We start from the raw sequence: 17,468 nt of genomic DNA on the forward strand, positions 1-17,468 counted from the left end.
CTCACAGCGCCGATGGTACTGCAGGGGGGACCCTGTGGGAGAGTAGGACGCCGCCGAACTATTATTGATAAGGGTGGGTCCCCGAACTTCGGTTCGGGGACCCACCCTTTTTCATTTCCCGTAATCACCGGTTCACGTTGGGCGGCCAGCATCGCGGCATGGGAACTGCCGCACTGCTCAGGGCCGCTGGGATCGGACTCGGAGACGAGGTCATCGTGCCGGCCTTCGGGAACGTCGAGGTCGCCGCAGCGGTGACGCACGTGGGCGCGCTGCCGGTGTTCGCGGACATAGATCCGCTGACCTACTGTCTCGATCCCGCTGCTGTCGAAGCCGCCGTAACAGCGCGCACGGCGGGCGTGGTCGCCGTACACCGCTTCGGGCGGACGGCGGAGTCGGCCGGGATGCACGAGGTCGGGCGACGGCACGGGCTGCTGGTACTGGAGCACTCCGAGTGCGAGGCGTCGTACGACGAGGTCGCGCGGCGGCGGGAGCGGGCGGAGTACCTCGACGCGCGGCTGCGTGGGGTGCGGCCACCTGAGGGCGGTGACGGGCACACGTATCAGCAGTACGTGGTGCGGGTGCCCGGGAACGGCCGGCCGGACCGGGACGCCTTCGCAAGGGCCCTGCGGGCAAAGGGCGTTGAATGCCGGGTACCGGTGAAGACACCGGTACACAGGCTGCCCGAGTTCCGGCGGTGGGTGTCGTTGCCCGAGACCGAACGGGCCGCCGACGAGACGCTGGCGCTGCCCGTCGACGGATCGCTGACGAAACGTGAGATGCGGCGGACAGCCGGTGCCTGCAACGCCCTCGGTGGACTGCTGCAGCCGGCCGCCTGAACGAGTTTGGGAACAGCGACTTGTTCGGGGTATGATCTATTCCGTTGCCGCGGGGGGAAACCCACGAAGCGACAAGCCCCTATAGCTCAGTCGGCAGAGCGTCTCCATGGTAAGGAGAAGGTCAACGGTTCGATTCCGTTTGGGGGCTCAGCCAAGTAGTCCATGAGAAAACCCCCGCCCTTCCGGGCGGGGGTTTTCTCATGCTTCCCGTCACGCCACTCGCATGGCGAGGATCGCCATGTCGTCGGACGGAGCGTCCGAGGCGAAGCGTTCCACGGCGCGCATGATGCGGGCCGCCACCGCGCCCGCGGTCAGGCCCGTACAGGTCGTCAGAACGTCGGCCAGGCCGTCGTCGCCGAGCATGCGGGTGCCCTCGCGGCGTTCCGTGACGCCGTCCGTGACACACAGCAGGACATCGCCCGGGGCGAGCGTGACGGTCTGCTCGTACAGCTCCAGGTCCTCCATCACGCCCAGCAGGGGCTGCGGTTCGGCGGCCGGTTCCACCGTGCCGTCCTGGCGCAGGCGCAGCGGCAGCGGATGGCCGGCGCAGACCACCTTCAGCTCGGCGCTGCCGTCCTCCTGTGGGCGCAGCTCCCCGTACAGGAGCGTCAGGAAGCGGCTGCGGGCGCCCTCGTCGAGGATGGCGGAATTCAGGCGCTCCAGGACAGCGGGACCGCTGAGGCCCTCCCGCGCCAGCAGGCGCAGGGCATGCCGGGCCAGGCCGGTCACCGCGGCGGCGTTCGGGCCGGTGCCGCAGACGTCACCGATGGCGAAGCCGTAGGCGCCGTCGCTGATCGGGAAGAGATCGTAGAAGTCGCCGCCGACCTCGTTGCCCTCGCCGGCCGCACGGTAGATGACCTCGGCCTCCACGCCGTCGATCTGCGGCAGCTCCGGTGGGAGCAGGCTGCGCTGGAGGGACTGGCTGATCGCGGTGCGCTCCGAGTAGAGGCGGGCGTTGTCGAGGGCGAGAGCCGCCCGGCGGGACAGGTCCTCGGCGAGTTCCAGGATCTCCTGGCGGAAGTGCTCGTCGGTGGGCTTGCCCAGGGTCAGCATGCCGATGACGCGGTTGCGGGCGACCAAGGGAAGCACCACGGTCTCGCCGCCGACCGCGGAGGCCGTGGCGAGGGTCGGGCCGATGCCGGAGGCGACCTGGTGGGTGGGACCGCCGGTCAGGCCGAGGCTGCGCATCGAGCTGCGCAGGGCAGCGTCGTGCGCGGCCTGGCCCGGGGCGGGCCAGACACGGGCGCCGGGCGTGGGGACCGGGTCCGGCGGTGAGATCTTCGAGAGCAGCGACTTGATGCCGTCGATGAGCTCCTCGTCCTCGTGCAGGACGTACGACAGATACGGCTCGGAGGCCTGGTCGGCGATCGTGTAGACGGCGCACCAGGTGGCGAGCGTCGGGACCGTCATCTGGGCCATCAGTGCCAGCGTCTGGTCGCGGTCCAGGGTGCCGGCCAGCAGGTCGGACGCCTCCACCAGGAAGCTGAGCGAGCCGCGGCGCAGGCGCTCCAGCTCGCCGAGGCGGGCCGACTCCACTGCGAGGGCGATGCGGTCGGCCGCGAACTGCAGGCGCAGCGCCTCCTCGTTGGAATAGCGGCCGGGTGCCTCGGCCGCGACGCCCAGGGAGCCGGTGAGGCGGCCCTCCACCTTGAGGGGGACGGTGACGACCGAGCGCATGCCCGTCCCGTTGAGGAGCGGTACGGCGCCGGGGACGGCCAGCAGGTCCTCGTGGACGGCCGGCATGCGGGCCGAGCCGTAGCGGCCGGGACCCGCTTCGACGGGCACGCGCGCGAAGCGCTGCCGGGCGGAGGGCAGTCCGGTGGACGCGCGGACCTCCAGCTCGGTCTCGTCGTCGGTGGCGAGGAGCAGGAAGGCCGAGTCGGCGTCGAGCATGTCGCGGGCGCGTTCGACCGTGCGCTGCAGGAGGCCGTCGAGGTCGTCCGGGGCCGGGGAGCCGATGAAGACCTCGAAGGGGTCGGTGCTCTGCCCGTCGCTCGTGGGCGCCGGGTCGGAGGACGGCAGCCGCGCCGGTGTCTGCAGGACGGCGCGCTCGTGGTCACGGACCAGGAGGCAGACCGTGGAGGGCTCGCCGCCGGTGTCACGAACACGCAGGTGGGAGGCGTACACCGGGGTGACGCGGCCGTTGGCGCCTCTGATGCCGTAGCTGCCCTCCCAGCGGGAGAGGTGGAGCGCCTCGGCGATGCCGGTACTGGTGCCCGGCGTGTGCGGCCAGGCCGCGAGATCGGTCAGGGGCTTGCCGGTGACCTGGTCGGCCGGGTAGCCGAAGAGTTCCTCGGCGTCCTCGTTCCAGGCCGAGATGGTGCCCGCACGGTCGATCTGGACGACTGCGACGCGGACACGGGCGTCGGCGAGCGGGAGGAGGTGGGAGGGGAGAGACGGGCCGGCAGTGCGGGTGCCGACCGGGCGGTCGGGGAGGGCGATCTGGAACCACACGTTCTTGTGGGTGGGCGTGTACTCGACACCCCAGCGGCCGGCGATGGCCGCGCACAGCTGGAGTCCGCGGCCACCCTCGCGGTCGGGGCTGCCCATGTCGGCGTGCGAGGCCTGCAGGGGGATCTCGCGCTCGGGGTAGCGGTCGGAGACCTCGATGCGTACGCCGTCGTCACCCCGCAGACAGAGGACGTCGGCGTGGGTACCCGCGTGGACGACGGCGTTGGTGACCAGTTCGCTCGTGAGGACGACGGCGTCATCGACGATGTCGGCGAAACCCCAGCCCTGGAGGGTGTCGCGGACGAAGGAGCGGGCGGTCGCGACCGAACGCCCTACGGGCTCGAAACTGGCAGCCGCGCGCGCGGTGATCACAGAACTCCTCGGCCGGTCGTCGACGTGCTGGACTCCCGGGTCGTCCGGGGCGCGCCGCTGGTGGGGCGGTCGTGCTCCGGTCGGACGGGGGTCCGGGGGCTGTCCCCCCGGGATCAGTCCGGTGGTCATGTCTGCGGCCGCCCCTCCGATGCCCGCTCGTACTCGTGCCACCGCCCAGGCCGGTCGGACCGGCGCGGCTGGACAGCCGCATGCAAGGTTACTTACCTTCCCCGTCCGAGCGGATGCCGGTCAGCAGTGTTTCCGCCCGTCGGTGTGCGGACGGTGTGCGAAGCTGCCGAACTGTTATGGCCTGGTTCGGTGAGGGTGAAACACTGGGCAGGCTCCCTGTGTGAGTCCGGGTGGGCCGACTGCCACCCGGGTACGGGGGGTGGCGGCACGCGTGCGGAGCTGATCACATCGGGCAGGAAACACGCAGCAGCATCAGTACGGCGAAGAGCACCGGGCACAGCAGCAACGGTCGACCCCTGCGGGAGGGACACAGTGGAGTCTGGCGCAGCGGCGCGAAGCACTAAGGCGCGCGCGAAAGGCGGACAGTCCCTGGGCGAGCAGCGAGCTCCACGAGGCGGGACCACGGCGGTGGACACAGCCGCCCTGAACCGTCTGCTGGCGGCTTTGCTGGCGATGCGGGACGGGAACTTCCGCAAGCGGCTCACGGTGTCCGGGGACGGCGTGATGTCCGAGATCGCGGCGGTCTTCAACGAGGTCGCCGACCGCAATCTGCATCTGACGGGCGAGCTGTCGCGGGTCCGGCGGGTCGTGGGACGTGAGGGAAAACTCACCGAGAGGCTGGAGACGGGGGCCTGTGAGGGCTCCTGGGCGGCCGCCATCGACCACTCCAACGCGCTGGTCGACGATCTCGTACGGCCGGTTTCCGAGGTCAGCCGGGTGCTGTCGGCGGTCGCCGAGGGTGATCTGTCGCCGCGCATGGAGCTGCGGGCGCACACCCCGGAGGGGCCGGGACATGCGCTGCGCGGGGAGTTCCTGAAGGTCGGGCGGACGGTCAACAACCTTGTCGATCAGCTGTCCACGTTCACCGACGAGGTCACCCGGGTGGCCAGCGAGGTCGGCACCGAGGGCAAGCTGGGCGGTCAGGCGCAGGTGCGCGGCATGTCGGGGTCGTGGAAGGACCTGACGGAGTCCGTCAACACCATGGCGTACCGGCTGACCGCGCAGGTGCGGGACATCGCGCTGGTGACGACGGCGGTCGCCAAGGGTGATCTCTCGCGGAAGGTGACGGTGCACGTCGCCGGCGAGATGCTGGAGCTCAAGAACACCGTCAACACGATGGTCGACCAGCTCTCGGCCTTCTCGTCCGAGGTGACGCGGGTCGCGCGTGAGGTGGGCACCGAGGGCATCCTGGGCGGTCAGGCGCAGGTGCCCGGCGTCGACGGCGTGTGGAAGGAACTCACCGATTCGGTGAACACCATGGCCGGCAATCTGACGGCCCAGGTGCGCGGCATCGCCGAGGTGACCACCGCGGTGGCCAGCGGTGATCTGTCGCGGAAGGTGACGGTGCAGGCGCGGGGCGAGGTCGCGCGGCTGGCCGAGACGATCAACCAGATGACCGAGACGCTGCGGATCTTCGCCGACGAGGTCACGCGGGTGGCCAACGAGGTCGGCGCGGAGGGGCGGCTCGGCGGCCAGGCGAACGTGCCGGGAGCGGCCGGGACGTGGAAGGACCTCACGGACTCCGTCAACACCGTGTTCCGCAACCTCACCACTCAGGTGCGTGACATCGCCGCCGTGACGACGGCGGTCGCCAACGGTGACCTGTCCCAGAAGGTCACGGTCGACGTGGCCGGCGAGATGCTTGAGCTGAAGAACACCGTCAACGGGATGGTGGACCAGCTGTCCGCCTTCGGCGCCGAGGTCACCCGGGTGGCGCGGGAGGTCGGTGTCGAGGGAGAGCTGGGCGGTCAGGCCCAGGTGCCGGGCGCGGCGGGGACGTGGAAGGACCTGACGGACTCCGTCAACACGGCGTTCCGTAATCTCACCGGACAGGTGAGGAACATCGCGCAGGTGACCACGGCGGTCGCCAACGGTGACCTGTCGCAGAAGGTCACCGTGGACGTCTCCGGCGAGATGCTCCAGCTGAAGAACACCGTGAACACGATGGTGGACCAGCTGTCGAGTTTCGCCGACCAAGTGACCCGGATGGCCCGGGACGTGGGCACCGAGGGCCGTCTGGGCGGTCAGGCGCGCGTGGACGGCGTCTCCGGTACCTGGAAGGAGCTCACGGACTCCGTCAACTTCATGGCCGGCAACCTCACCTCCCAGGTGCGCCAGATCGCCCAGGTGACGACGGCCGTGGCGCGCGGCGACCTGTCGCAGAAGATCGACGTCGACGCGCGCGGGGAGATCCTGGAGCTGAAGAACACCATCAACACGATGGTCGACCAGCTCTCCGCCTTCGCCGACCAGGTCACACGGGTCGCGCGTGAGGTGGGCACCGACGGGCGGCTCGGCGGTCAGGCGCAGGTGCCCGGTGTCGCCGGCGTGTGGCGGGACCTGACCGACTCCGTGAACGGGATGGCGGGCAACCTCACGGCTCAGGTGCGCAACATCGCGCAGGTCGCCACCGCGGTGGCCCGGGGTGATCTCTCCCAGAAGATCACCGTGGACGCGCGCGGGGAGATCCTGGAGCTGAAGAACACCCTGAACACGATGGTGGACCAGCTGTCGTCGTTCGCGGAGCAGGTGACCCGGGTGGCCCGTGAGGTGGGCACGGAGGGCATCCTGGGCGGCCAGGCCGAGGTGCAGGGGGTCTCGGGCACCTGGAAGGACCTCACGCAGTCCGTGAACTTCATGGCGAACAACCTGACCATGCAGGTCCGCAACATCGCGGAGGTCACCACCGCGGTCGCCAAGGGCGACCTGTCGAAGAAGATCACCGTCGACGCCAAGGGCGAGATCCTGGAACTCGTCACCACCGTCAACACGATGGTGGACCAGTTGTCGTCGTTCGCGGAGCAGGTGACGCGGGTCGCGCGCGAGGTGGGCACCGAGGGCATCCTGGGCGGCCAGGCGCATGTGCCCGGCGTGGTCGGCATCTGGAAGGACCTCAGCGACAACGTCAACCTGATGGCCAAGAACCTGACCATGCAGGTGCGCAACATCTCCCAGGTGGCCGCGGCCGTCGCGAACGGCGATCTGACGCGGCAGGTCACCATCGAGGCGCGCGGTGAGGTCGCCCAGCTCGCGGACACCTTCAACACCATGGTGAAGACTCTGAGTTCGTTCGCCGAGCAGGTCACCAAGGTGGCCCGTGAGGTGGGCACGGACGGCATCCTGGGCGGCCAGGCGCATGTGCCGGGCGTGGCCGGCACATGGAAGGACCTCACCGAGTCGGTGAACCAGATGGCGTCCAACCTGACCGGCCAGGTACGCAACATCGCCATGGTGACCACCGCCATCGCCAAGGGCGATCTGACGAAGAAGATCGACATCGACGCCCGCGGTGAGATCCTCGAACTCAAGACGACGATCAACACCATGGTGGACCAGCTGTCGTCGTTCGCCGAGGAGGTCACCCGGGTGGCCCGCGAGGTGGGCACCGAGGGGCAGCTCGGCGGTCAGGCCCGGGTGCGGGACGTCGACGGCACCTGGCGCGACCTCACCGAGTCCGTCAACGAGATGGCGGGGAACCTCACCCGCCAGGTGCGCGCCATCGCGCGCGTCGCGACCGCGGTGACCCGCGGTGATCTCAACCTGAAGATCGACGTCGATGCCTCCGGCGAGATCCAGGAGCTGCAGGACTACATCAACAAGATGATCGCCAACCTGCGCGACACCACGATCGCCAACAAGGAGCAGGACTGGCTGAAGGGCAACCTCGCGCGCGTGTCGGCGCTGATGCAGGGCCGGCGCGACCTGGAGGACGTCGCCTCGCTGATCATGAGCGAGCTGCCGCCCCTGGTGGCCGCGCAGCACGGCGCGTTCTTCCTCGCCATGCCGCCCGCCGAGGAGGAGGGCGAGGCGTACGAGCTGCGGATGCTGGGTTCGTACGGCTATTCGATGGGCTCCATGCCGTCGTCGTTCCGGCCGGGTGAGGCGCTGGTCGGGACGGCCGCCCAGGAGAAGCGCACGATCATCGTCGAGAACGCGCCGAGCGGCTACCTGAAGATCTCCTCGGGGCTGGGGGAGGCCCCGCCCGCGCAGGTGATCGTCCTTCCGGTGCTGTTCGAGGGCAAGGTGCTCGGCGTGATCGAGCTGGCGTCCTTCACGCCGTTCACGCAGATCCAGAAGGACTTCCTCAACCAGCTCGCCGAGATGATCGCGACCAGCGTCAACACGATCTCCGTCAACACCAAGACGGAGCAGTTGCTGAAGCAGTCGCAGGAACTGACCGAGCAATTGCGGGAGCGGTCGGCGGAGTTGGAGCAGCGGCAGAAGGCGCTGCAGGCGTCCAACGCCGAGCTGGAGGAGAAGGCGGAGCTGCTGGCCCGTCAGAACCGGGACATCGAGGTGAAGAACACCGAGATCGAGGAGGCCCGGCAGGTCCTGGAGGAGCGCGCCGAGCAGCTCGCGGTGTCGATGCGCTACAAGAGCGAGTTCCTGGCCAACATGTCGCACGAGCTGCGTACGCCGCTGAACTCGCTGCTGATCCTGGCCAAGCTGCTCGCCGACAACGCGGAGGGCAACCTCTCGCCGAAGCAGGTGGAGTTCGCCGAGACCATCCACGGGGCCGGCTCCGACCTGCTGCAGCTGATCAACGACATCCTGGACCTGTCCAAGGTCGAGGCGGGCAAGATGGACGTCTCGCCGACGCGGATCGCCCTGGTCCAGCTGGTCGACTACGTCGAGGCCACCTTCCGCCCGCTGACGGCGGAGAAGGGCCTGGACCTGTCCGTACGGGTCTCGCCGGAGCTGCCCGCCACGCTGCACACCGACGAGCAGCGGTTGCTGCAGGTGTTGCGGAACCTGCTGTCCAACGCGGTGAAGTTCACCGACTCGGGGTCGGTGGAGCTGGTCATCCGGCCGGCCGGAGTCGATGTGCCGCAGTCGATCCGCGAGCAACTGCTGGAGGCCGGTTCGCTGACCGATCCGGACGCCAAGATGATCGCTTTCTCGGTGACCGACACCGGCATCGGGATCGCGGCGAGCAAGATGCGGGTGATCTTCGAGGCGTTCAAGCAGGCGGACGGCACGACCAGCCGCAAGTACGGCGGCACGGGCCTCGGGCTGTCGATCTCGCGGGAGATCGCGCAGCTGCTCGGCGGGGAGATCCACGCGCAGAGCGAGCCCGGCCGCGGCTCCACGTTCACGCTGTACCTGCCGTTGCACCCGAGCGAGCTGCCGCCGCAGGGATACCAGCAGAATCTGCCCGCGCTGGAGGCCGGCGACCTGCTGGCGTCGGAGAGCGGCCTCAGCGGTGCGGTGGAGCTGTCCGGCGTGCAGATCGAGACGCCGGCCGAGGTGAAGTCGTACCAGGAGACGCAGAACGGTGCGGCCGCCCTGTTCCGGCGCCGCCGCCGCTCCGGGGTCGGACTCGGGCAGCGTGACCAGTGGGTGAGTGCCGAGCAGGACGACGCGTCGCGCGCGCGGGTGGGCATCCGGTTCGGCGGTGAGAAGGTCCTCATCGTCGACGACGACATCCGCAACGTGTTCGCGCTGACGAGCGTCCTGGAGCAGCACGGGCTGTCCGTGCTGTACGCGGAGAACGGCCGTGAGGGCATCGAGGTCCTGGAGCAGCACGACGATGTGGCCGTCGTCCTGATGGACATCATGATGCCCGAGATGGACGGGTACGCGACGACCACGGCGATCCGCCGGATGCCGCAGTTCTCCGGGCTGCCGATCGTCGCCCTGACGGCCAAGGCGATGAAGGGCGACCGGGAGAAGGCGATCGAGTCGGGCGCGTCCGACTATGTGACGAAGCCGGTCGATCCCGATCACCTGCTGTCGGTGATGCGGCAGTGGATGCGCGGCGAGTGACCGGAGGGCGGCGAGGCGGCCGGCGGCCGGGAACCTCCGGCCGTCGTCGTGCGTTGCTGACTGACGGTGGCGGAGTTCGTGTGAAGACGTGGGATCCGGGGAACCTTCTGGTCCCGCGCCGCGTTCCTGCTACGTGCACAGTGACATCGCGGTGACAGGGTGTGGCGACGGTCGGGGTGCGGCTACCATGACCGGCACAAGGAAGGGCGGCGCAAAGGAGTCGTCCCCAGGGGCGGCGCCCGGTGCACTGCCGGGGCGAGGAGGGCGGGCCATGGTGCAGAAGGCCAAGATCCTCCTGGTCGATGACCGGCCGGAGAATCTGCTGGCGCTGGAGGCGATCCTCTCGGCGCTCGATCAGACGCTGGTGCGGGCATCGTCCGGGGAAGAGGCGCTCAAAGCACTGCTGACGGACGATTTCGCGGTCATTCTGCTGGACGTCCAGATGCCGGGAATGGACGGTTTCGAAACAGCTGCGCACATCAAGCGGCGGGAACGCACCCGGGACATCCCGATCATCTTCCTCACCGCGATCAACCACGGACCGCACCACACGTTCCGGGGTTACGCGGCGGGAGCGGTCGACTACATCTCCAAGCCGTTCGACCCGTGGGTGCTGCGCGCCAAGGTGTCGGTTTTCGTCGAGCTCTACATGAAGAACTGCCAGCTGCGTGAGCAGGCGGCCCTGCTGCGGCTGCAGTTGGAGGGCGGCGGCGGCAAGTCGGTGGCCGGCGACGGCAAGGAGGCGGCCGGACTGCTGGCCGAGCTGTCCGCGCGGCTCGCCGCCGTCGAGGAGCAGGCCGAGGCCCTGTCCAAGCAGTTGGACGACGACTCCGCGGACGCGGCAGCGGTGGCGACGGCGGCTCATCTGGAGCGCAAACTCACCGGTCTGCGCCGGGCGCTGGACGCCCTGGAACCGGGCACGGGCAGCGGCGCCACCTCGGTTCCGTCACAGAACTGACGTGCCGGGCGCACGCGTTGGGGCGGGCCGTGGTCCGTCCCGGCGCATGAGCGCCCGTCAGTCCGGCGCCCGCGCAAGGACGACACGAACGGGTGAAGCAGTGGGCACACGTGTCCGCTGTCGTCTCCCCCGGTAACCTCACACCCATGGCCTCACGTTCCTCCGCAGCCAAGAAGCAGCCCGCGAAGAAGCCGGCCGCTCCCGCGAGGACTCCGGCGAAGAAGGCCGCCGCCAAAAAGGCCCCGGCCAAGAAGGCGCCCGCCAAGAAGGCCGCGCCCCGGAAGGCCGCCGCCAAGAAGACACCGCCGAAACCGGCGCCCAGTCCCACGGGGGGCGTCTACCGGCTGGTGCGCGCCCTCTGGCTGGGCTTGGCGCACGCCGTGGGCGCGGTACTGCGCGGCATAGGGAACGGTGCCCGCAACCTCGACCCGGCGCACCGCAAGGACGGCAGTGCCCTGCTGCTGTTCGCCGTCGCGCTGATCGTCGCCGCCGGTACCTGGGCCGATCTGCGCGGCCCGGTCGGCGATCTCGTCGAGATCCTGGTGACCGGTTCCTTCGGCCGGCTCGACCTGCTGGTGCCGGTCGTGTTCGCGGCGATCGCCGTCCGGCTCGTCCGCCACCCGGAGCAGCCCGAGGCCAACGGCCGGATCGTCATCGGCCTGTCGGCGCTGCTCGTCGGTGTCCTCGGCCAGATCCACATCGCCTGCGGCTCGCCCGCCCGCAGCGCCGGAATGCAGGCCATAAGGGACGCAGGCGGCCTCATCGGCTGGGCCGCCGCGACCCCGTTGACGTTCGCCATGACCGAGGTGCTCGCCGTACCGCTGCTGGTGCTGCTGACCGTCTTCGGCCTGCTCGTCGTCACCGCCACGCCGGTCAACGCGATCCCGCAGCGGCTGCGGCAGCTCGGCGTACGGCTGGGTGTCCTGCCCGACCCCGAGGACGGGGCGTACGACGAGTACACCGACGACGACGCGCGCTACGACGAGCAGTGGCGTGAGGCGCTGCCCACGCGCCCCCGACGCCGCTCGGGCGCCCCGGCCGGGTACGACCCCGACGGCGCCGAGGAGGAGGCCCTCACCCGGCGCCGCGGCCGTCCGCGCCGCTCGGCCGTGCCGCAGCCGGCGATGGACCGCCGCAGGGACGCCGTGGACATCGCGGCGGCCGCCGCCGCGGACCTCGACGGGGCCGTCCTGCACGGCATGCCGCCCTCGCCCGTAGTCGCCGACCTCACCCACGGTGTGAGCGTCGGCGACCGAGAACCGACCACACCGACGCCCGTGCCGGGCCCGGCCGCGCGTGACCGGCGGCAGAAGACCGGCACGGATGCCGTCCCCGACCTCACCAAGGCCCCGCCGGAGGCCCCCCGGGAGCTGCCGCCGCGGGCCGAGCAGCTGCAGCTGTCCGGTGACATCACCTACGCGCTGCCCTCGCTGGACCTGCTCACGCGCGGGGGACCCGGCAAGGCGCGCAGCGCGGCCAACGACGCCATAGTCGCCTCGCTGACGAACGTCTTCACCGAGTTCAAGGTCGACGCCGCCGTCACCGGCTTCACCCGCGGGCCGACGGTCACCCGCTACGAGGTCGAGCTCGGCCCCGCGGTGAAGGTGGAGCGGATCACCGCACTGACGAAGAACATCGCCTACGCCGTCGCCAGCCCCGACGTGCGGATCATCAGCCCGATCCCCGGCAAGTCGGCGGTCGGCATCGAGATCCCCAACACCGACCGGGAAATGGTCAACCTCGGCGACGTCCTGCGTCTCGCGGAGTCCGCCGAGGACGACGACCCGATGCTGGTCGCCTTCGGCAAGGACGTCGAGGGCGGATACGTCATGCACTCGCTGGCGAAGATGCCGCACATCCTGGTCGCCGGCGCCACCGGCTCCGGCAAGTCGTCGTGCATCAACTGCCTGATCACCTCGGTCATGATGCGGGCGACCCCCGAGGACGTCCGGATGATCCTGGTCGACCCCAAGCGGGTCGAGCTGACCGCCTACGAGGGCATCCCGCACCTGATCACGCCGATCATCACCAACCCCAAGCGGGCCGCCGAGGCGCTGCAGTGGGTGGTGCGCGAGATGGATCTCAGGTACGACGACCTGGCCGCCTACGGGTACCGGCACATCGACGACTTCAACCGCGCGGTGCGCGAGGGGACCGTGAAGCCGCCCGAGGGCAGCGAGCGGGAGCTGCAGCCGTACCCCTACCTGCTGGTGATCGTCGACGAGCTGGCCGACCTGATGATGGTCGCGCCCCGGGACGTCGAGGACGCCATCGTGCGCATCACGCAGCTCGCGCGCGCGGCGGGCATCCATCTCGTGCTCGCCACCCAGCGGCCGTCGGTCGACGTCGTCACCGGTCTGATCAAGGCGAACGTGCCGTCGCGGCTCGCCTTCGCCACGTCGTCGCTGGCGGACTCCCGGGTCATCCTCGACCAGCCCGGCGCGGAGAAGCTGATCGGCAAGGGCGACGGGCTGTTCCTGCCGATGGGCGCGAACAAGCCGACCCGAATGCAGGGCGCGTTCGTCACCGAGGCCGAGGTCGCGGCCGTCGTGCGGCACTGCAAGGAGCAGATGACGCCGGTCTTCCGGGACGACGTCACCGTGGGGACGAAGCAGAAGAAGGAGATCGACGAGGACATCGGCGACGACCTCGACCTGCTCTGCCAGGCGGCCGAACTGGTCGTCTCCACGCAGTTCGGCTCGACGTCCATGCTCCAGCGCAAGCTGCGGGTGGGCTTCGCCAAGGCGGGGCGTCTGATGGACCTCATGGAGTCCCGGAACATCGTGGGGCCCAGCGAGGGTTCCAAGGCACGTGATGTGCTCGTGAAACCGGACGAGTTGGACGGTGTACTCGCACTGATCCGTGGGGAGTCCGAAGGGTAGACAGGTGCCTGTGGGGCAGACGGCCCTTCGTGACTCACCCGTTAGGGAACCCAGGGCAACCGTTTCCCCTCGGCGCACGTCAAGTTGAGCGAGAGGACAGATTCGGATCTCATCCTGGGGTCCGGACCTGGCCAGGCCGTCGGCGTGTCCGGCCATTCCGATGGCGTACAAAGTCCTACCGCCCGGTTGCCCCACCCTTTCGTACCCCCCCTACACTGAACCTCCAGCACAGGTGGCTACACGCTCGAAAGGCGCCCCCGTGTCCATCGGCAACTCCCCTGAAGACGAGCGTCCGTTTGATGACGCGTCCGACGAAACCCGCCCCTCCATCGGCCGTGCGCTGCGCCAGGCACGGATCGAGGCCGGGCTGACCGTCGACGACGTCAGTACCGCCACCCGGGTCCGCATCGCCATCATCCACGCCATCGAGGCGGACGACTTCGCGCCCTGCGGGGGCGACGTCTACGCGCGCGGCCACATCCGCACCCTCGCCAGGGCCGTCCACCTCGACCCCGAACCACTGATCGAGCAGTACGACGCCACCCACGGCGGCCGTCCCGCCCCCACCCCGGCCGCACCGCTGTTCGAGGCGGAGCGGATCCGGCCCGAGCGGCGGGGACCGAACTGGACGGCGGCCATGGTCGCCGCGATCGTCGCCGTCATCGGCTTCGTGGCGTTCACCGCCTTCAAGGGCGGCGACGACGGTACGAAGGATCCGGTCGCCGAGGGCACCAGCCCGTCGGCGAGCACCTCCACCTCGGCCACGCCGAAGCCCGACAAGCCCGGCGACCAGAAGCCGGAGCCCTCGGACAGCGCCATCGCCGCCGCGCCGCAGGACAAGGTGACGGTCCAGGTCAGCGCGACCGACGGGCGCAGCTGGATCTCGGCCAAGGACCACAACGGCCGACTGCTGTTCGACGGACTGCTCAAGAAGGGCCAGACCAAGACCTTCCAGGACGGCCAGAAGATCAACCTGGTGCTCGGCGACGCCGGCGCGATCGACCTGTTTGTCAACGGCAAGAAGATCGAGGACGACTGGCAGCCCGGTGCGGTGGAGCGCCTGACGTACACCAAGGGCGACCCTCAGGTCGGGTGAGCGATACGTACGTGCGTGCGGGGTTGGCGGTGATCGCCAACCCCGTCGACGTTCGCTGTCGGTGGGACAAAGTACTCTTGAGCCCATGCCTGAACGCCGTACCGTCGCACTCGTCACTCTTGGCTGCGCCCGTAACGAGGTGGACTCGGAGGAGCTCGCAGGCCGTTTGGAGGCGGACGGCTGGCAGCTCGTGGAGAACGCCGAGGACGCCGACGTCGCCGTCGTCAACACCTGCGGTTTCGTCGAGGCCGCCAAGAAGGACTCCGTCGACGCCCTCCTGGAGGCCAACGACCTCAAGGACCACGGCAGAACCCAGGCCGTCGTGGCAGTCGGCTGCATGGCCGAGCGGTACGGCAAGGAGCTGGCGGATGCACTGCCGGAAGCCGACGGCGTGCTCGGGTTCGACGACTACGCCGACATCTCCGGCCGACTCCAGACCATCCTGAGCGGTGGCATCCACGCCTCGCACACCCCGCGCGACCGGCGCAAGCTGCTGCCGATCAGCCCGGCCGAGCGGCAGGAGTCGGCAGCCGAGGTCGCACTGCCCGGGCACGCCCCGGCCGATCTGCCGGAGGGCCTCGCGCCGGCCTCGGGCCCCCGCGCGCCCCTGCGCCGCCGCCTGGACGGCGCCCCGGTCGCCTCGGTCAAGCTGGCATCCGGCTGCGACCGCCGCTGCTCCTTCTGCGCCATCCCCTCCTTCCGGGGCTCCTTCATCTCGCGCCGTCCGAGCGACGTGCTGAACGAGACGCGGTGGCTGGCCGAGCAGGGCGTCAAGGAGATCATGCTGGTCTCCGAGAACAACACCTCCTACGGCAAGGACCTGGGGGACATCCGCCTGCTGGAGTCCCTGCTGCCCGAGCTGGCCGAGGTCGACGGCATCGAGCGGGTGCGGGTCAGCTATCTGCAGCCGGCCGAGATGCGGCCGGGGCTGATCGACGTCCTGACCTCGACCCCCAAGGTCGCGCCCTACTTCGATCTCTCCTTCCAGCACTCCGCACCCGACGTGCTGCGCTCGATGCGCCGCTTCGGCGACACCGACCGCTTCCTGGAGCTGCTGGACACCATCCGGAGCAAGGCGCCCGAGGCGGGTGTGCGCTCCAACTTCATCGTCGGCTTCCCCGGTGAGTCCGAGGGCGACCTGGCCGAGCTGGAGCGTTTCCTCACCCACGCGCGCCTGGACGCGATCGGTGTCTTCGGCTACTCCGACGAGGAGGGCACCGAGGCGGCGACGTACGACGGCAAGCTGGACCAGGACGTCGTCGACGAGCGGCTGGCCCACATCTCCCGGCTCGCCGAGGAACTGGTCTCCCAGCGCGCGGAGGACCGGGTCGGGGAGACCGTGCGGGTGCTGGTCGAGTCGGTCCCCGGCGACGACCGCGCCGAGGACGGCGTGTACGGCCGAGCCGCGCACCAGGCGCCGGAGACGGACGGCCAAGTGCTCCTCACGAGCGGCGAGGGGCTGGCCGCCGGTCGTATGGTCGAGGCGAAGGTGGTCGGCACGGAGGGTGTCGACCTGGTGGCCGAGCCCCTGCCGGGCTCGTCCGGGCCGGTTCAGGAGGCGGGCAGATGACGGGTGCGCCGGCATCGGCCGCGGGCGGGTCCTCGCCGGCCCGTCAGGCGCCCGCCGCCGACGACGAGGGCCAGGACGGCGCCCGGACGGCCCGGGGCGGGAAGCTGGCGGCCGCCGCCGTGAACCAGGCGAGCGTCTGGAACGTCGCCAACCTGCTGACGATGCTGCGGCTGGTCCTGGTGCCCGGCTTCGTCGCGTTGATGCTGGCCGACGGCGGCTACGACCCGGCGTGGCGCTCGTTCGCCTGGGCGGCCTTCGCCATCGCCATGATCACCGATCTGTTCGACGGGCATCTGGCGCGGACGTACAACCTCGTCACCGACTTCGGGAAGATCGCCGACCCCATCGCCGACAAGGCGATCATGGGAGCGGCTCTGATCTGTCTGTCCGCGCTGGGTGATCTGCCCTGGTGGGTGACGGTCGTGATCCTCGGCCGGGAACTCGGGGTGACGCTGCTGCGTTTCTGGGTCATTCGGTACGGGGTGATCCCGGCGAGCCGGGGCGGCAAGCTCAAGACGCTCACCCAGGGCGTGGCGGTGGGGATGTACATCCTGGCGCTGACGGGATGGCTGGCGACGCTGAGGTTCTGGGTGATGGGTGTGGCGGTCGTCCTGACCGTGGTGAGCGGGCTCGACTATGTGAGACAAGCCATTGTGCTGCGTCGACGGGGGATCAAGGGGCGCGAAGCAGTGGTGGAGGAGTCGGAAGAGTGAGTTCCATGGCCGCCGACGTGGTGCGACTACTCACAGTGAGGGGTGAGAACCTCGCTGTGGCCGAGTCCCTGACCGGTGGCCTGGTGGCGGCGGAGATCACCGCGGTTCCAGGGGCGTCCCGGGCCTTCCGGGGGTCGGTGACCGCGTACGCGACCGAGTTGAAGCAGGCGGTGCTCGGCGTCGACGCCGCATTGCTGGCCGGGCGCGGGGCGGTGGATCCGCAGGTCGCGGCCCAGATGGCGGCCGGAGTACGCAAGGCGCTCGGCGCCGACTGGGGGATCGCTACCACCGGTGTGGCAGGCCCCGACCCACAGGACGGGCAGCCCGTGGGCACCGTTTTCGTCGCGGTGGACGGGCCGTTCGGCCCTGGTTCGGGTTCCGCCCCTGGCGGAAAAGTGGAGGCCCTGCGGTTGAACGGCGACCGCGCGGAAATCCGTAGAGAGAGTGTACGGAGCGTACTCGCACTGCTTCTGAGGGAGCTTGCGGGCGAACTTACCGGGAATGAGCGGGCACAGGATACGGAACAGAACGGGGGGTTTTGATGTTTGCAGCCCTGAGTGAACACGACATCGCTCCCCGCACGGCCGCAGCGCGAGGCGGTACGGTGGGGCGTGAAGGATGCGGTTACGCGGTCC

At 69.8% G+C, this 17,468-nt stretch carries 9 protein-coding genes and 1 tRNA gene; 9 read left to right on the forward strand and 1 reads right to left on the reverse strand.

Going from position 1 to position 17,468, the window contains the following annotated elements; genetic code table 11:
* The first annotated feature begins 158 nt into the window (after positions 1–158).
* Positions 159–836: a DegT/DnrJ/EryC1/StrS family aminotransferase gene (locus AC3ET3_RS25600; protein WP_435612968.1), complete on the forward strand. Its 678-nt coding sequence runs from the start codon at positions 159–161 to the stop codon at positions 834–836.
* Positions 837–911: 75 nt separating this feature from the next.
* Positions 912–984 (forward strand) — tRNA-Thr (locus tag AC3ET3_RS25605).
* 62 nt (positions 985–1,046) lie between these two features.
* Here the strand turns inward: AC3ET3_RS25605 and AC3ET3_RS25610 are convergent.
* Positions 1,047–3,788, reverse strand: coding sequence for a SpoIIE family protein phosphatase (locus AC3ET3_RS25610; RefSeq protein ID WP_432136245.1), 2,742 nt, complete (start codon positions 3,786–3,788; stop codon positions 1,047–1,049).
* 372 nt (positions 3,789–4,160) lie between these two features.
* Between AC3ET3_RS25610 and AC3ET3_RS25615 the strand changes: the two genes are divergently transcribed.
* From AC3ET3_RS25615 to AC3ET3_RS25645, 7 genes are all read left to right on the forward strand, one after another.
* Positions 4,161–9,614 (forward strand): HAMP domain-containing protein, encoded by a 5,454-nt coding sequence (locus AC3ET3_RS25615; protein ID WP_432158952.1) that lies wholly within the window; start codon positions 4,161–4,163, stop codon positions 9,612–9,614.
* Between the two features lie 271 nt (positions 9,615–9,885).
* On the forward strand, positions 9,886–10,572 hold the full coding sequence (locus AC3ET3_RS25620) for a response regulator (protein WP_432136247.1): 687 nt from the start codon (positions 9,886–9,888) through the stop codon (positions 10,570–10,572).
* A 146-nt stretch (positions 10,573–10,718) separates the two neighbouring features.
* Positions 10,719–13,454 carry a DNA translocase FtsK gene (locus AC3ET3_RS25625; protein ID WP_432158953.1) on the forward strand — a complete coding sequence of 912 codons (2,736 nt, stop codon included), beginning with the start codon at positions 10,719–10,721 and terminating at the stop codon, positions 13,452–13,454.
* A gap of 259 nt (positions 13,455–13,713) precedes the next feature.
* Positions 13,714–14,550 (forward strand): helix-turn-helix domain-containing protein, encoded by an 837-nt coding sequence (locus AC3ET3_RS25630; protein WP_432136249.1) that lies wholly within the window; start codon positions 13,714–13,716, stop codon positions 14,548–14,550.
* An 85-nt stretch (positions 14,551–14,635) separates the two neighbouring features.
* Positions 14,636–16,120, forward strand: coding sequence for a 30S ribosomal protein S12 methylthiotransferase RimO (rimO, locus tag AC3ET3_RS25635; RefSeq protein ID WP_435612969.1), 1,485 nt, complete (start codon positions 14,636–14,638; stop codon positions 16,118–16,120).
* The gene (pgsA, locus tag AC3ET3_RS25640) at positions 16,117–16,833 is read left to right on the forward strand and encodes a CDP-diacylglycerol--glycerol-3-phosphate 3-phosphatidyltransferase (protein WP_435612970.1); all 717 of its coding nucleotides are present in this window, start codon (positions 16,117–16,119) and stop codon (positions 16,831–16,833) included. Before rimO ends, pgsA begins: the two co-directional genes overlap by 4 nt.
* Entirely contained in the window at positions 16,830–17,375 is a 546-nt protein-coding gene (locus tag AC3ET3_RS25645; protein WP_432136252.1) for a CinA family protein, read from the forward strand. Before pgsA ends, AC3ET3_RS25645 begins: the two co-directional genes overlap by 4 nt.
* Positions 17,376–17,468 lie beyond the last annotated feature (93 nt).

It is taken from the genome of Streptomyces sp. bgisy159 (assembly GCF_057707805.1).